At 74.1% G+C, this 15,079-nt stretch carries 16 protein-coding genes; 5 read left to right on the top strand and 11 right to left on the bottom strand.

What is annotated here, in order from left to right; genetic code table 11:
* Nucleotides 1-148: 148 nt before the first annotated feature.
* From coaD to ACFVVA_RS28410, 5 genes are all read right to left on the bottom strand, one after another.
* Nucleotides 149-640 carry a pantetheine-phosphate adenylyltransferase gene (gene coaD / locus ACFVVA_RS28430; protein ID WP_387693656.1) on the bottom strand — a complete coding sequence of 164 codons (492 nt, stop codon included), beginning with the start codon at nt 638-640 and terminating at the stop codon, nt 149-151.
* A gap of 49 nt (nt 641-689) precedes the next feature.
* Nucleotides 690-1,274 carry a 16S rRNA (guanine(966)-N(2))-methyltransferase RsmD gene (rsmD, locus tag ACFVVA_RS28425; RefSeq protein ID WP_387693655.1) on the bottom strand — a complete coding sequence of 195 codons (585 nt, stop codon included), beginning with the start codon at nt 1,272-1,274 and terminating at the stop codon, nt 690-692.
* A 90-nt stretch (nt 1,275-1,364) separates the two neighbouring features.
* On the bottom strand, nt 1,365-1,898 hold the full coding sequence (locus ACFVVA_RS28420; protein WP_387693654.1) for a hypothetical protein: 534 nt from the start codon (nt 1,896-1,898) through the stop codon (nt 1,365-1,367).
* A 103-nt stretch (nt 1,899-2,001) separates the two neighbouring features.
* Nucleotides 2,002-4,233: an ATP-dependent DNA helicase RecG gene (gene recG / locus ACFVVA_RS28415; RefSeq protein ID WP_387693653.1), complete on the bottom strand. Its 2,232-nt coding sequence runs from the start codon at nt 4,231-4,233 to the stop codon at nt 2,002-2,004.
* A gap of 39 nt (nt 4,234-4,272) precedes the next feature.
* Nucleotides 4,273-5,904, bottom strand: coding sequence for a DAK2 domain-containing protein (locus ACFVVA_RS28410; protein ID WP_387693652.1), 1,632 nt, complete (start codon nt 5,902-5,904; stop codon nt 4,273-4,275).
* A gap of 282 nt (nt 5,905-6,186) precedes the next feature.
* Between ACFVVA_RS28410 and rpmB the strand changes: the two genes are divergently transcribed.
* A complete protein-coding gene (gene rpmB / locus ACFVVA_RS28405; RefSeq protein WP_014138233.1) occupies nt 6,187-6,372 on the top strand; it encodes a 50S ribosomal protein L28 in 186 nt (61 codons plus the stop codon).
* A gap of 153 nt (nt 6,373-6,525) precedes the next feature.
* On the opposite strand, the gene thiD is transcribed toward rpmB, so the two are convergent.
* The 3 genes from thiD to ACFVVA_RS28390 all read right to left on the bottom strand — a co-directional run bounded on the left by thiD (nt 6,526) and on the right by ACFVVA_RS28390 (nt 9,615).
* Nucleotides 6,526-7,386, bottom strand: a complete 861-nt coding sequence (gene thiD / locus ACFVVA_RS28400; protein ID WP_387693651.1) for a bifunctional hydroxymethylpyrimidine kinase/phosphomethylpyrimidine kinase — start codon at nt 7,384-7,386, stop codon at nt 6,526-6,528.
* 24 nt (nt 7,387-7,410) lie between these two features.
* Nucleotides 7,411-8,436 carry an ATP-dependent 6-phosphofructokinase gene (locus ACFVVA_RS28395; RefSeq protein WP_359900549.1) on the bottom strand — a complete coding sequence of 342 codons (1,026 nt, stop codon included), beginning with the start codon at nt 8,434-8,436 and terminating at the stop codon, nt 7,411-7,413.
* A gap of 213 nt (nt 8,437-8,649) precedes the next feature.
* Nucleotides 8,650-9,615: a thiamine-phosphate kinase gene (locus ACFVVA_RS28390; RefSeq protein WP_359900547.1), complete on the bottom strand. Its 966-nt coding sequence runs from the start codon at nt 9,613-9,615 to the stop codon at nt 8,650-8,652.
* A 209-nt stretch (nt 9,616-9,824) separates the two neighbouring features.
* On the opposite strand from ACFVVA_RS28390, the gene ACFVVA_RS28385 reads away from it, so the two are divergent.
* A complete protein-coding gene (locus ACFVVA_RS28385) occupies nt 9,825-10,058 on the top strand; it encodes an Lrp/AsnC ligand binding domain-containing protein (protein WP_359900545.1) in 234 nt (77 codons plus the stop codon).
* Between the two features lie 81 nt (nt 10,059-10,139).
* Entirely contained in the window at nt 10,140-10,658 is a 519-nt protein-coding gene (locus ACFVVA_RS28380) for a DUF3515 family protein (protein ID WP_359900543.1), read from the top strand.
* 86 nt (nt 10,659-10,744) lie between these two features.
* On the opposite strand, the gene ACFVVA_RS28375 is transcribed toward ACFVVA_RS28380, so the two are convergent.
* The 3 genes from ACFVVA_RS28375 to ACFVVA_RS28365 form a co-directional block, all read right to left on the bottom strand.
* The gene (locus ACFVVA_RS28375; RefSeq protein ID WP_387693650.1) at nt 10,745-11,890 is read right to left on the bottom strand and encodes a D-alanine--D-alanine ligase family protein; all 1,146 of its coding nucleotides are present in this window, start codon (nt 11,888-11,890) and stop codon (nt 10,745-10,747) included.
* Nucleotides 11,891-12,004: 114 nt separating this feature from the next.
* Nucleotides 12,005-12,988 (bottom strand): NAD(P)H-dependent glycerol-3-phosphate dehydrogenase, encoded by a 984-nt coding sequence (locus ACFVVA_RS28370; RefSeq protein WP_359900678.1) that lies wholly within the window; start codon nt 12,986-12,988, stop codon nt 12,005-12,007.
* A 14-nt stretch (nt 12,989-13,002) separates the two neighbouring features.
* The gene (locus ACFVVA_RS28365) at nt 13,003-13,833 is read right to left on the bottom strand and encodes a lysophospholipid acyltransferase family protein (protein WP_380543456.1); all 831 of its coding nucleotides are present in this window, start codon (nt 13,831-13,833) and stop codon (nt 13,003-13,005) included.
* 228 nt (nt 13,834-14,061) lie between these two features.
* Here ACFVVA_RS28365 and cofC point away from each other — a divergent pair, with 228 nt between their 5' ends.
* Both cofC and ACFVVA_RS28355 read left to right on the top strand, forming a co-directional pair.
* Nucleotides 14,062-14,745, top strand: coding sequence for a 2-phospho-L-lactate guanylyltransferase (cofC, locus tag ACFVVA_RS28360; protein ID WP_387693649.1), 684 nt, complete (start codon nt 14,062-14,064; stop codon nt 14,743-14,745).
* 108 nt (nt 14,746-14,853) lie between these two features.
* Entirely contained in the window at nt 14,854-15,075 is a 222-nt protein-coding gene (locus tag ACFVVA_RS28355; RefSeq protein WP_359900536.1) for a hypothetical protein, read from the top strand.
* Nucleotides 15,076-15,079: the final 4 nt, after the last annotated feature.

The raw sequence follows: 15,079 nt of genomic DNA, 5'->3' as shown, positions 1-15,079 counted from the left end.
GAGGCAGGCCCGACGCGGTGAACCTCACCGCGGGGCAGGAGTACAGACTGTACGGCCCCTGCCGGGCGGGGTCACAACGCCTGCGCCGAACCGGTCTGCCGCCCTCGGGACAATCCATGACGAACCGGCAGAAGCGGACAGGCGGCGCCTACTGCTCGGCCTTGCGCTCCGCGATCCGCTCCACCAGCCGGCGGTGCACCGTCTCCGGCAGCAGGTGCGAGACGTCGCCGCCGTACGAGGCGACCTCCTTGACCAGCGTCGAGGAGAGGAAGCTGTACGTCGGCGAGGTCGGCACGAACAGCGTCTCCACCCCGGTCAGGCCGTGGTTCATCTGGGCCATCTGGAGCTCGTAGTCGAAGTCGCTGACGGCGCGCAGGCCCTTGATGATCGCGGGGATGCCGCGGTCCCGGCAGAAGTCCACCAGCAGGCCGTGGTGCGACTCGACCACCAGGTTCCCGAAGCCGGCGGTGACCTCCTCGATCAGGCCGATCCGCTCCTCGACGGTGAACATGCCCTGCTTGTTCCGGTTGATCAGGACCGCGACATGCACCACGTCGTACAGCTTCGAGGCCCGCCCGATGATGTCGAGGTGACCGTTGGTGATCGGGTCGAACGAACCAGGACAGACGGCTCGGCGCATGGCGTGTGTGCTCCCTCGTGGGGTGACGGCTGCTGCGGGCCGCGGCCCGCTACTTCTGCTCACCGGCCGCGGCGGCGGCGCGACCGTACCAGAGCGTGCCCTCGCCGTAGCGGCGGGAGCGCAGTTCCTCGAAACCCCCGGGCCAGTCGAACCCACCGCCGCGGGTGCTGCGCTCCACGGTGACGAGTGCGTCGTCCGCGAGCCAGCCCCCGGCCAGGAGTGTGATCAGCATCTCGCGGACCTCCTCGTCCGTCACCACGTACGGCGGGTCGAGGAAGACCAGGTCGTACGGGCTCTGCGGGGGCGGGCCGGCGATCACCTTCTCCGCCCTGGCGGCCCGCACCTCGGCCCCGGGCAGGCCGATCGTCCGGACGTTCTCCCGGATCACCCGGGCCGCCTGGCCGTCCGCCTCGACCAGCAGGACGTGCTCGGCGCCGCGCGACAGCGCCTCCAGTCCGACCGCGCCCGATCCGCCGAACAGGTCCAGCATCCGGATCCCCTGCAGGGTGCCGCGCAGCGCCTCCAGGGTGGAGAACATCGCCTCGCGGGCCTTGTCGGAGGTCGGGCGGGTGCCCCGGCCGGGCGGTACGGCCAGTCGGCGGCCGCCGGCCGCCCCGGCGATCACGCGGGTCATGGTGGTGGGAGGTCCTTTCGTCGCTGCCCGACCACGCTATACGGCGCAGGCCCCGCCGGGCTTACCGGCAGGGCCTGCGGGGAGTACGGGTCAGCTCGCCTCGGAGCCCGCCGCCTGGGGCGGCAGGGCCGCGCCGAGCAGGGCCGGCGAGGCGTAGCGGGACCAGGACAGGCAGCCGTCGGGCGGGCAGAACTCGGGGCGGCGCGGGTCGTGCCCGAGCTCGCGCAGCTTGGTCCGGACGGAGTCGGGCGTGCGGCCGAACCGGGCGGCGACCCGGGCGATGGTCTCGCCGTCGTGGAAGCGCCGGACCAGTTCCTCCTCGTGCTGCGGCACCCAGGGGGCGCCGTGGCCGGGGTACAGCTCGCGCAGCACGTCGCGGTCGGGGATGGGCTCGGAGACGTCGGCGACGATCGCCAGCGCCCGCAGCGCGCGGTTGAGCGCGATCCGCAGCGAGGCGACGTCCTCGACCGGCAGGCGGAGCTTGCCCGAGGCGAGCGGTGCGGCGGCCGCCCCCTCGCGCCAGCCGGTCAGGGTGAGGGTGACCTCGCGGTCGTCGTCGCTGGCGAGTTCGATCCGGAAGACCTTGTCGCCCAGCGGGAGCTCGTTGAGATGACGGAATGCCATGGCATGACCCCCAAGTGTCGTGCCAGGTACGCACCTTGGAGGTGCGTCCTGAACAACTCCATTCTCTCCCGGGGGTCTGACAATCCGACCCCCGAAGGGCCGGTCAGCCCTTCTCCATGTAGGCCGCGCGGTCCTCGTCGAGCAGGCTCTCCAGCGCGGTGCGCAGCTCCGGGTGGGCGGCCAGGTCCGGGTCCTCGGCGACCAGCCGGGTGGCCTCGGTGCGGGCGGTGAGGATGACCTCCTCGTCCTCCAGCACCGAGAGCACCTTGAGCGAGGACTTCACCCCGGACTGGGCCTGGCCCAGCACGTCGCCCTCGCGGCGCTGTTCGAGGTCGATCCGGGACAGCTCGAAGCCGTCCAGGGTGCCCGCCACCGCGTCCAGCCGGGCCCGCGCGGCGCTGCCCCCGGGCATGTCGCTGACCAGCAGGCACAGGCCCGCCGCGCTGCCGCGGCCGACCCGGCCGCGCAGCTGGTGGAGCTGGGAGACGCCGAAGCGGTCGGCGTCCATGATGACCATCGCGGTGGAGTTGGGGACGTTGACGCCGACCTCGATCACCGTGGTGGCGACCAGCACGTCCACCTCGCCGGCCGTGAACCGGCGCATCACCTCGTCCTTGGCCTCGGGCGCGAGCCGGCCGTGCAGGATCTCCACCCGCAGGCCGCTCAGCGGGCCCTTCGCCAGCTTCTCGGCCGTCTCCACCACCGAGAGCGGGGGCCGCCGTTCGTCGCTCGCCGCGCCCTCGTCACCGCTCTCGTCGCCGACCTCCTCGAAGTCCTCCACGGCGGCCTTGCGGCGCTTCTTCCCCGGGCCCGCCGCCGGCTCCTCGTCCCCGATCCGGGGGCAGACCACGTACGCCTGGTGGCCCTTGGCGACCTCCTCGCGGACCCGCTCCCAGGCCCGGGTGAGGAAGTTGGGCTTCTCCAGCGCCGGGACGACATGGGTGGAGATCGGCGAGCGGCCGGCCGGCAGCTGGTCCAGGACGGAGGTCTCCAGGTCCCCGAAGACCGTCATCGCGACGGTGCGCGGGATCGGGGTGGCCGTCATCACCAGCAGGTGCGGCGGCTGCTCGCCCTTGGCGCGCAGCGCGTCCCGCTGCTCGACGCCGAAGCGGTGCTGCTCGTCCACCACGACCAGGCCGAGGTCCTGGAACTGCACCTTGTCCTCGATCAGCGCGTGGGTGCCGATGGCGATCCCGGCGTCCCCGCAGGCCATGTCGAGCAGCGCCTGCCGGCGGGCGGGGACACCCATCGAGCCGGTCAGCAGCACCACCCGGGTGCCGAGGTCGGAGCCGCCGAGCATGCCGCCCTCGGCGAGGTCCCCCATCATCTCGACGATCGAGCGGTGGTGCTGCTGGGCGAGCACCTCGGTGGGCGCCAGCAGCACCGCCTGGCCGCCCGCGTCCACCACGGCGAGCATGGCGCGCAGCGCGACCAGGGTCTTCCCGGAGCCGACCTCGCCCTGGAGCAGCCGGTGCATCGGGTGGTCGGTGGCGAGGTCGGCGGCGATCTCGGCGCAGACGGACCGCTGGCCCTCGGTGAGGGTGAACGGCAGCCGGGCGTCGAAGGCGTCCAGCAGGCCGCCCTCGCGGGCCCGGCGCGGCTTGGCGGGCAGGGCGGAGTCGGCGGCCCGGCGCTGCGCGAGGGCGACCTGGAGCACGAAGGCCTCGTCCCAGCGCAGCCGGCTCTGGGCCCGCTCGCGGTCGGCGTGGCCGCGCGGGCGGTGGATCAGTTCCAGTGCCTCGGGCAGCGGGATCAGGTCGTGCCGCTCGCGCAGTTCGGCGGGCAGCGGCTCGCCGACGTCGCCGAGGTGCTTGGTGAGCGCGGTCTCGATGCAGATCGACAGCTTCCAGCTGGGCATCTGCGCGCTGGCGCCGTACACCGGGATGAGCCGGCCGGCGAACTGCCGCGCGGCGTCCGACCCGGTGTCCTCGTCGAGCAGCTGGTAGTCCGGCGAGACCAGCTGGCGGGTCCGGTTGAAGACCCCGACCTTTCCGGCGAACAGGCCCTGGGCGCCGGCCTTGAGCTCCTTCTGCCGCCAGCCCTGGTTGAAGAAGACCAGCGAGAGCCGGCTGCGGCCGTCGGTGACCACGACCTCCAGCCGGTCGCCCTTGCGGCCGCGGAACGGGATCAGGGTGACCTTCTCGATCCGGGCCAGCACGGTGACGTGCTCGTCGACCTCCAGCTCGTCCAGGCTGGTGAGCTGGCCGCGTTCGACGTAGCGGCGCGGGTAGTGGTGCAGCAGGTCCCCGACCGTGCGCAGCTTGAGACTGTCGGCGAGCACCTTCGCGGTGCGGTCGCCGACGAGCTTGGTCAGTGGTTCATCGAGAGCGCCCATCAGGCCCCTGTTTACACCAAGGGGCGGACAGAACGGCGGCTACTCCACCCCGATGAGCAGCGGCGCCGGTTCCTGCCCCCCGTGGAAGACCACCGCGTCCACCTCGGGCCGGCGGTGCCGCACGTGGGCGACCAGCCGCTCGGCGAGCGCCGCCTCGGTGCCCTCGCCGAGGATCAGGGTGACGAGTTCGCCGCCCGCCCCGAGCATCCGGTCCAGCACGCTCTCGCCGACCTCGGCCAGCCCGGCGCCGATCACCGCGACGTCGCCGTCGATCAGCCCGAGCACGTCCCCGGCCTGGCAGACGCCGGCCATCGTCCAGGACTCCCCCTCGGCGACGGCCAGTTCCGCGTACCGGGTGGCCCCGGCGGCGGAGGTCATGGCGACCACGTCCTCGTCGAAGCGGCGGCCGCCCTCGTGCACCGCGAGCGCCGCCAGTCCCTGCACCGGCGAACGGGTGGGCAGGACGGCGATCCGCACCCCCTCCTCGCGCAGCTGGTCGGCGGCGGCCCCGGCGGCGGCGCGCAGCTCCGGGTCGTTCAGCAGCAGGACGACCTCGCGGGCGGCCGAGCGGCGCACCGCGGCGGCGAGTTCGGCGCTGGCCGGCGGGCGGTCCGGGTCGGCGTGCAGGACGACGGCGCCGGCCTGTTCGCAGAGCTCGGCCAGGCCCTCGCCGGAGACCACCGAGAGGACCGCCCGGGCCCGCTCCTCGCGCTCGCCGGGCTCGGCGGCGGTGCCGGAGCGGGCGGCGGCCTCGGCGAAGTGGGTGATCCGGATCTGGTGCGGGCGCCCGGCCCCGACGCCGGCCTCCACGGCGGCGCCCGCGTCGTCCACGTGGACGTGCACGTTCCACAGGCCGTCGCCGCCGCCGACCACCAGCGAGTCGCCGAGCTCGCCGAGCCGCTCGCGCAGCGCGGGCAGCGCCTCGTCGGGGGCGTCCAGCAGGTAGATGACCTCGAAGGCGGGGTGGCCGGGGCCGGGCGGCCGCAGGTGCGTCTCGCAGCTCTCGACGGCCCGGACGTCCCCGCGCAGCGCGACCGGCCCCATCGGCTGCTGCCCGGCGACGGCGTCGGCGAGCGCGCCGAGGACGGCCACCAGGCCGCGCCCGCCGGCGTCCACGACCCCGTTCTCGGCCAGCACGGCGAGCTGCTCGGGGGTGTGCCGCAGTGCGTCCCGGGCGGCCCGGTGGGCGGTGTCGGCGACCTGCGCGAGCCCGTCCCCGGCCCGGACGGCCTCCCGGGCGGCGACCCGGGCGACGGTCAGCAGGGTCCCCTCGACGGGCTCCGCGACGGCCTGGTACGCGGAGTCGGCGGCCCGTTGCAGGGCGGCCCGCAGCTGGTCGGCGCCGCCGCCCTCGGCGAGCGTCTCGGCGGTCCCGCGCAGCCACTGGGCGAGGATCACCCCGGAGTTCCCGCGGGCGCCGACCAGCGCGCCGCGGGCCATCGCCCGGACCGTGTCGGCCAGCCCGGGGGCCGTCCCGACGGCGGGGTCGGCGAAGCGGCTCTCCACCTCGGCGGCGGCGGACTCGACGGTCAGATAGAGGTTGGTGCCGGTGTCGCCGTCCGGGACGGGGTAGACGTTGAGCGCGTCGATCTCCTCGCGGGCCTGGCCGAGCGCCCGCAGGGCGAGCTGGCACCAGGTGCGCACGGCCGGGGCGTCGAGCGTGTGCAGCACCAGGTCTCCTCCGGATGGGACGCCGCGGTGGCCCGAGGGGCGGCGGCGAGGGGTGATACCGGCAGGTTATCGGGGGGCGGGCGGGGCCGTCCGGGCCGACGACCGGAGCGATCACTCGGCCGGTCATGGTAGTTTCGTGGGACGGAAGCAAGCGTTGTATGCTCTTCCGGTTGCCTGGAACCGTCCAGGCTCACCCCCTCGTCCGGTCTGGTCCACGCGAGTGTTCTGGTGGTCGAGCGGGGTTTTCGAAAGTATCTGATCTGAAGTCTTGGAGTGACTCCTGTGGCTGCCAACTGCGACGTCTGCGGCAAGGGGCCGGGCTTCGGCAACAGCATCTCCCACTCTCACCGCCGTACCCCCCGTCGTTGGAACCCCAACATCCAGACGGTGCGCGCTGTGATTGGGCGGACGCCGAAGCGGCTCAACGTCTGCACCTCGTGCATCAAGGCCGGTAAGGTCTCGCGCTGACGCGCAGACCGGCAAGCCGGTCCTCCAGTGAGCCGGTTCATCCTCGGATGAACCGGCTTCACTGTTTCCGTGGCCGGCTCTGCCGTTTTCCGGACCCACCGACAGTGGGCGGACTCCCCCCAGGAGCCCGCCCACTGTCGTCTTCCGGGGTCCTCAGCGCCAGCGCCAGGCGTGGTCGACCGGGCCGATGCCGGCGCCCAGGGCGAAGCCCCCGGCGATCGCGCCGGTGATGTACTCCTTGGCCGAGGCCACCGCCCGCGGCAGCGGCTCGCCCTTGGCCAGTCCGGCCGCGATCGCGCTGGCCAGGGTGCAGCCGGTGCCGTGGGTGTGCCGGTTGTCGTAGCGGGGCGCCCGGAACCAGTGCACCTCGTCCGGTCCGCCGTACAGCAGGTCGGCGGCCTCGCCCGGCAGGTGGCCGCCCTTGACCAGCGCCCAGCGCGGCCCGAGGTCGACCAGTGCCCTGGCGGCGTCCAGCATCTGCGACTCGTCCTCGACGGTCAGCCCGGTGAGCTGGGTCACCTCGTGCAGGTTGGGGGTGGCCAGGGTGGCGACCGGCAGCAGCTTCTCGCGGACGGTGGCGACGGCCTCGGCGACCAGCAGCGCGTCCCCGTGCTTGGAGACCCCGACCGGGTCGACCACCACCGGGGCGTCCACCCCGGCCAGCAGCTCGGCGACGGTCTCGACGAGTTCGACCGAGGCGAGCATGCCGGTCTTCACGGCCTGCACCCCGATGTCGTCCACCACGCTGCGGAACTGCGCCCGGACGGCTTCCGCGGGCAGCTCCCAGTAGCCCTGGACGCCGAGCGAGTTCTGCGCGGTGACGGCGGTGATCACGCTCATGCCGTGGACGCCGAGGGCGAGCATCGCCTTGAGGTCGGCCTGGATTCCGGCGCCGCCGCCGGAGTCGGAGCCGGCGACGGTGAGCACCCGGGGAGGCGCGGGGCGGGCGGTGGCGTCGGAGGGGCCGTGCGAAGCGCTTCGGCCGGGGGCGGGGGTGGGAGACGGGAGGGCCATGGGCCCCAACCTACCGGCGCGCTCTCAGAGCACCGCCTCGGACTCCGCCCAGCGGTCCTTCGGCACCGTCTTCAGCCTGGTCACCGCGTCGCCGATCGGCAGCAGCTCGATGCCGGTGCGGCGCAGCGCGGTGAAGTGTCCGAACGCCCCCTGCTGGACGGCCTCCACCGCGTGCCAGCCGAACCGGGTGGCGAGCACCCGGTCCCGGGCGGTCGGGGTGCCGCCGCGCTGGACGTGGCCGAGGATGACCGGGCGGGCCTCCTTGCCGAGCAGGTTCTCCAGCTCGTGGGCGAGCCGGTTGCCGATCCCGCCGAAGGTCCGGTGGCCGTACTGGTCGACCTCGCCGTGGTCGAAGCGCATGGTGCCGGGCAGCGGGGAGGCGCCCTCGGCGACGGCGATGATGGCGAACTTCTTGCCGCGCGCGAAGCGGTCCTCGATTATCCGGGCCACCGCCTCGATGTCGAAGGGCTTCTCCGGGATCAGGATGCCGTGCGCACCGCCCGCCATGCCCGCGGTGAGGGTGATCCAGCCGGTGTGCCGGCCCATCAACTCGACGACCATGACGCGCTGGTGGGACTCGGCGGTGGTCTTCAGCCGGTCGATCGCCTCGGTCGCGACGTGCACGGCGGTGTCGAAGCCGAAGGTCACGTCGGTGGCGTCGATGTCGTTGTCGATGGTCTTCGGCACCCCGACCACGGGCAGTCCGGCGTCGCTGAACAGCTTGGCGGCGGTCAGCGTGCCCTCCCCACCGATCGCGATCAGCGCGTCGATGCCGATCTCCCGGGCCAGCGTCTTGGCGTTCTCGACCGCCCAGGCGATCCGGTCCCGCCGCACCCGGGCCGAGCCCAGGATGGTGCCGCCGAGGGTGAGCAGGCCGGTGACGTCGTCGTGCGAGACCGTCCTGGTGCGGCCCTCGATCAGTCCGAGGAAGCCGTCCAGGATGCCGACGATCTCGTGCCCGTGGACGTCGGTGCCCCGGTGCACCACCGAGCGGATCACCGCGTTGAGGCCGGGGCAGTCGCCGCCGCTGGTCAGTACACCGATGCGCATGTCTGGTGTGCTCCCGCTCGCAGTGGGTCGGGCCACCCGCGCCGGGCGGGTGGGCTGGGGTGTCGCAAGCCTACGCACAACGCACCCTCGACACCCGTTCCCAGCGCACCGGAGCGTCACGCGCCGCCCGCCGTACGGGGATCGGCGCGGACCGCCCGCCGGGGCCCCGCCTCCCGGGTCCCCGGCGGGGCCGACGCGATCCGGGGGCGGGCCCTACTCGGCGAAGTGGTCCCAGCCGCCCACCCGGTCCCAGGGGGCGCCGTCCACCGTGACCCGGCCGCTGCGGCTGCCCGTCGGGCGGCCGGTCACCTCGCCCACCACCCGCCAGCGGGCCGGGAGTTGGACCCCGCGCGGGAAGGTGGCCACGATCGCGTGGTCCTCGCCGCCGGAGAGCACCCAGACCAACGGGTCCACGCCGACCGCCTGGCCGATGTCGGCCATCTGCGCCGGGACGTCGAAGTCGGCGGCCTTCAGGTCGATGTCCACCTCGCTGGCCCGGGCCACGTGGCCGAGGTCGGCGACCAGCCCGTCGCTCACGTCGATCATCGAGGTCGCGCCCAGCTCGGCCGCCGCCGGGCCCGCGTGGTACGGCGGTTCGGGCCGGCGGTGCGCCTCGACGAAGGCCCGCGGGGAGCGGAAGCCGCGCTGGAGCACGGTCAGGCCGGCGGCCGACCAGCCGAGCCAGCCGGTCACCGCGACCACGTCGCCGACCTGCGCACCGGAGCGGGTCACCGCCGCACGCCCTTGGAGGTCCCCGAGTGCCGTGATGGCCAGCATGACGGTGTCGCCGCGCACCACGTCACCGCCGACCACCGTCGCCCCGGCCACCTGGCACTCGTCGCGCAGCCCGTCCATCAACTCGGTGGCCCAGGTGGTCGGCAGGTCCGCGGGAGTGACCAGACCGAGCAGTATGGCGGTCGGCACCGCCCCCATCGCGGCCACGTCGGCGAGGTTCTGGGCGGCGGCCTTGCGGCCCACGTCGTAGGCGGTGGACCAGTCCCGGCGGAAGTGCCGGTTCTCGATCAGGACGTCCGTGGTCGCCACCACCCGGCCGTCCGGAGCCCGTACCACCGCGGCGTCGTCACCCGGGCCGAGGTCGACCGCGTCGGTGAGCGGTACCCGGGCGGTCAGCTCCCTGATGAGGCCGAACTCGCCGAGCTCGCCCACGGTCCCCTGCATCTGCCGTCCTCTCGCGTTTCCATCCGTCTTCGGCCCCCGTCGCGCTCCCCCGCGCGCAGCGTACGCCCTTCCGGGGCCTCGGGGTCTCCCCTCCCCGGCCCGCTGCGAGGTAGCGTGGTGATCAGACTGCCGGTGAGCCCACCCACCCATGCGCCTGACCGGGCGATCACGGCGGCGATCCCCCCTCAACCGGCCGCCGGGAGGTCCCCGTGGTACAGGCATACATCCTGATCCAGACCGAGGTTGGCAAGGCCACCGCCGTGGCCCGGACCATCGCCGAGGTCCCCGGCGTACTCACCGCCGAGGACGTCACCGGCCCCTACGACGTGATCGTCAAGGCCGAGGCCGAGACGGTGGACGAACTGGGCCGGCTGGTGGTGGCCCGGGTCCAGAAGGTCGAGGGCATCACCCGCACCCTCACGTGCCCGGTGGTGCACCTGTAGGCCCGTGCACCGGTGCGCCCGGGCCCGGTGGCCCGGCGCACCGGCACGTCCGGCCACCCGGGCCCCGGTTACCATCGGCGGGTGGCCAGAGAACTCCGCGTCCCCGAGGCGCTGACCGCCCTGCCGGCCCCGGTCCGCTGGCTGGCCCTGCCCGTCGCCCTGACCTGCACCGTCGTGGCGCTGGTCGGCAGCTGGGGGCCGGCCGACCCGAAGGTCGAGGTCCCGCAGCCGGGCGGCCGTGCGGCCGGGTACTGCCGGTCGCTGGCCGCCGCGCTGCCGGCCGACCTGCTCGGGCACGCCCGCAACGACCCGTCGCCCGCCTCCCCGTACGTGGCCGCCTGGGGCGATTCCCCCCGGACGGTGCTGCGCTGCGGCATCGACCGGCCGGAGGAGCTGGACGGCGACCACGCCGCGGACTGGTCCCCGAGCGTCGACGGAGTCACCTGGTGGTCGCAGAAGCTCGCCGACGGCGGCTACCGCTTCGTGACGACCATGCGCGCCGCCTACGTCGAGGTGACCGTCCCGGCCGGGGCCGCGCAGAACCCCTTCGACCCGGCGGCCGCCCTGACCGGCGCGGTCAAGGCCAACGTCCCGGGCTGAGCCCGGCGGCGGGAGCCGCGCCCCGGGAGGGGACGCACCGAGGGCGGGCCGGGAGCTCCCCGGCCCGCCCTCCGCGGCAGGACCCGCTAGCGCAGCCCGGTCGAGCGGCGCAGCGCCGTCCCGAGCAGCCGGTCGATCAGCTCCGGGTACGCGACCCCACTGGCCTCCCACATCTTCGGGTAGGCCGAGATCGGGGTGAAGCCGGGCATGGTGTTGATCTCGTTGATCATCCAGGTGCCGTCCTCCAGCAGGAAGAAGTCCACCCGGGCCAGGCCCTCGCAGCCGAGCGCCTCGAAGGCCTCGACCGCCTGGCGCCGGATCTCGGCGAGCTCCTCGGCGGTCAGGTCCGCCGGGATCTTCACGTCCGAGGAGTCGATGTACTTGGCCTCGAAGTCGTAGAAGTCGAAGCCCTCGCCGACCAGGATCTCGCCGGCCACGCTGGCCCGCGGGCCGTCCTCGAACTCCAGCACGCCGCACTCGATCTCGCGGCCGGTCACGCCGGCCTCGATGATGAGCTTGGGGTCGTGCCGACGGGCCTCCTCGATCGCGGCGTCGAGGTCGGCCAGGTCCTTCACCTTGGTGATGCCGATGCTGGAGCCGGCCCGGCAGGGCTTCACGAACAGCGGCAGACCCAGCTCGGCGGCCCGCTCGCGCACCGCCGCGCGGCCCGCCTCGGACTCCCAGTCGCGCGGCCGCACGATGGTGTAGCGGCCGACGTTCAGACCGTGCGAGGCCAGGATCCGCTTGGCGAACTCCTTGTCCATGCCGGCCGCGCTCGCCAGCACGCCGTTGCCGACGTACGGGACGCCGGAGAGCTCCAGCAGGCCCTGGAGCGTGCCGTCCTCGCCCCACGGACCGTGCAGCAGCGGGAACACCACGTCGACCTCGCCGAGGGCCTTGGGGGCGCTGCCCGGCTCGGTCAGGACCACCTCGCGGCTGCCCGGGGCGACCGGCAGCGCGACCTGGCCGTCGACGCCCTCGGCGACGTGCGCCACGTCCGGCAGCCGCCCGTCGGTGATGGCCATCCGGGCCGGCTCGTCGCTGGTCAGCGCCCAGCGGCCCTCGTGCGTGATGCCGATCGGCAGCACGTCGTACTTGTCGCGGTCGATCGCCCTGAGCACACTGCCCGCGGTGGAGACCGAGATCGCGTGCTCGGAGCTGCGCCCGCCGAAGACCAGCGCGACGCGCGGCTTCCGGTCGGGCCGGTTCGGGGAGGACTGTTCGATGCTCATATCGGGTTTGAGACTACCGTGCGAGCCCCTGCCGGAAGGCAGGCGCCACCGCGGAGTCGGCGGTCCCGCGGGGCCGGGCGGGCGCCGCGGCCCCGGGGCCGCGGCCCGCCGGACTCAGCGCCGCTCGGCCTTCGCCGAACGCGACATCAGGGTCTGCAGCGCCTCCTGGGTCGGCCGCCCGTTGTGCACCACGTCCACCACGGCCTCGACGATCGGCATGTCGACCCCGTTGCGCCGGGCCAGATCCAGGACCGACTCGCAGGACTTGACGCCCTCGGCGGTCTGCCGGGTGGCCGCGATGGTCTCCGCGAGCGACATGCCCCGGCCCAGGTTCATGCCGAAGGTGTTGTTGCGCGACAGCGGCGAGGAGCAGGTGGCCACCAGGTCGCCCATCCCGGCGAGTCCGGCGAAGGTGTGCGGGTCCGCGCCCAGCACCTCGCCGAGCCGGGTGGTCTCGGCCAGCCCGCGGGTGATCAGGGTCGCCTTGGTGTTGTCCCCGAGCCCCATGCCGGCCGCCATGCCGACCGCCAGGCCGATCACGTTCTTGACCGCGCCGCCGAGTTCGCAGCCCACCACGTCGGTGTTGGTGTACGGCCGGAAGTACGGCGTGTGGCAGGCCGCCTGGAGCCGCTTGGCGACCGCCTCGTCGGAGCAGGCGACCACGCTGGCCGCGGGCTGCCGGTTGGCGATCTCCTTGGCCAGGTTGGGCCCGCTGACCACCGCGACGCGCTCCGGGCCGACCCCGGTGACCTCGTCGATCACCTCGCTCATCCGCTTGGCGGTGCCGAGTTCGATGCCCTTCATCAGGCTCACCAGCACGGTCTGCGGCTCGATCAGCGGCGTCCAGGCGGCCAGGTTGTCGCGCAGCGTCTGCGAGGGCACCACGAGCACCGCGAAGTCGGCGCCGGCCAGCGCCTCGGCGGCGTCGGTGGTCGCCCGCACAGTGTCGGGCAGCCGGACGCCCGGGAGGTAGTCCGGGTTCTCGTGGGTGGAGTTGACGGCGTCCACCAGCTCCTGGCGGCGGGCCCACAGCACGACCTCGCAGCCCGCGTCGGCGAGCACCAGCGCGAACGCGGTGCCCCAGGAGCCGGTCCCCATCACGGCGCAACGGATCACTTGCCGGCCTCCTCGGTGCCCTTGCCCCGCTCGCCCTTGGCGCGCCGGCGCTCGGCCAGCGCCGCCGCGGCCCGATCCCGGGCGGCCCTGCGCATGTCGTAGCGCTCGGCGGGCGGTTCCTCGCCGCGGACCTCCGCCAGCACGGCGGTGATCGCGGTCATGATGTCCTCGGTCGCGTCGGCGAGCACCTGGGCGGTGAGCTCCTGCCCCCGGTACTTGCTCAGGTCCACCGCGGGCCCGGCCGCGACGGTGACCCGGTGCCGCGGGAACAGGTTGAACCTGCCCTTCCCGAGACCGGGCCGGCCGTACGGCGGGATGATCTCGTGGGCGCCCCAGTGCGCGACCGGGATGACCGGCGCACCGGTCATCAGCGCGACCCGGGCGACACCGCTCTTGCCGGTCATCGGCCACAGGTCCGGGTCCCGGGTGAGCGTGCCCTCCGGGTAGAACTGCACGCACTGGCCGCTGTTGACCGCGTCGATCGCGGCCCGGAACGCCTGCGCGGCGTCGGTGGACTCGCGGAACACCGGAATCTGACCGGTCTTGCGCAGCATGAATCCGATGAAGGGGATCGAGAACAGCGAGGACTTGCCGAGAATGCGCGGCGGACGTCCGCTGTTGTACTGCCAGTGCGCGTAGATCACCGGATCGATGATCGAATTGTGGTTCACCGCGGCGATGAAGCCGCCGTTCTTCGGAATGTGCTCCCAGCCCCGCCAGTCGGGCTTCACCAGGGCGGTCGTCACCGGCTTCACCAGCACGGCCGCGAAGCGGTACCAGATGCCGTAGTCGGCGTTGCCGAACTTGGCGTACGAGCGGCGGGCCACCCCAGCTCCTTCTCATCCGATGCGGCACGGATTACCGCGGTCATGGTGTCCCGGTGCCGCGCACCGATTCCACCGGTGCCCGGGCCACGGGCGCGGAACAGTGTCGCCCGCCCGATCACCGGCTGTCGAGCAACCGCGCCAACCCGCCCGGCGGGCGTGATCAAACGCACGTCCGCACAGCTCGGACGGCCTGGCGAGGGCTCCGGGACCGGCGCCAGAATGACGCCGATGACCCAGGACACCGTACGCCCCAGCGGGGCCGTCGCGCCCCCCGCACCCACCGCCGGCTGGTCGCTGGTGCTTCCGCTCAAGCCGCTCACCATGGCGAAGAGCAGACTGGCCCCGTACGCCGGACCGCACCGGGCCGACCTGGCCCTGTCCTTCGCCCTGGACACCGTCACCGCCGCCCTGGCCACCCCCGGGGTCGGCCGGGTCCTGGTGGTCACCCGCGACGCCGCGGCCGGCGCCCGGCTGACCGCGCTCGGCGCCCTGGTGGTCGCCGACGAGCCCGACGGAGGCCTCAACCGGGCCCTGGCGCACGGCGCCGAGAGCGCTTGGGCGCTGGCCCCGCGGGCCCCGCTGGCGGTGCTCTCGGCGGACCTCCCGGCGCTGCGTCCGGCCGAACTGGCCCGGGTGCTGGGCGCGGTGCCGGCCAACGGCCGGGCCTTCCTGCCGGACACCCCCGGCCTCGGCACCACGCTGCTCGCCTGCGCCCCCGGCCGTCCGCTCTCCCCCGCCTTCGGGGACGGCTCACGGGCCCGGCACGCGGCCGGCGGGGCGCTCGAACTGCGCCTCGCGGACGTGGAGTCGGTGCGCCGGGACGTGGACACCGGGACGGACCTCGGCGAGGCCGCGGCGCTCGGCCTCGGCCCGCACACCAGCGCGCTGTTCGCCCGGCTGAGCCTTTCCTGAGCCCTCCCGGCCGCCGCCCGGGCACCGCCCGGAGCAGCCCCGGCGCGTCCCGGCCCGGGCGTCGACCTGCTCCCGGGCCGGGGCCAGCCCGCTCGCTATGCTGCTCGCATGCAGGCCACCTCGTTCACCTTCGACCCCGCCACCCGGGCCGGCTCCGTGCTGCTCGACGACGGGACCCCGGTGCCGTTCGACGCGGCCGCCTTCGACGCCGGCGGCCTGCGGCTGCTGCGCCCCGGCCAGCGGGTGCGGATCCGCACCGAGGGCACCGGCGAGGCCCGCCGGGTGGTCTTCGTGACGCTCCAGACCTTCCCGGACCCCGCCGAGGGCTGACGGC

Origin of the sequence: Kitasatospora sp. NPDC058048 (assembly GCF_042885555.1) — a bacterium.
Taxonomy (GTDB): Bacteria; Actinomycetota; Actinomycetes; order Streptomycetales; family Streptomycetaceae; genus Kitasatospora; species Kitasatospora lactacystinica.
The sequence above is the reverse complement of the archived record's forward strand: the minus strand, read 5'-3'. Positions and strand labels throughout refer to the sequence as shown.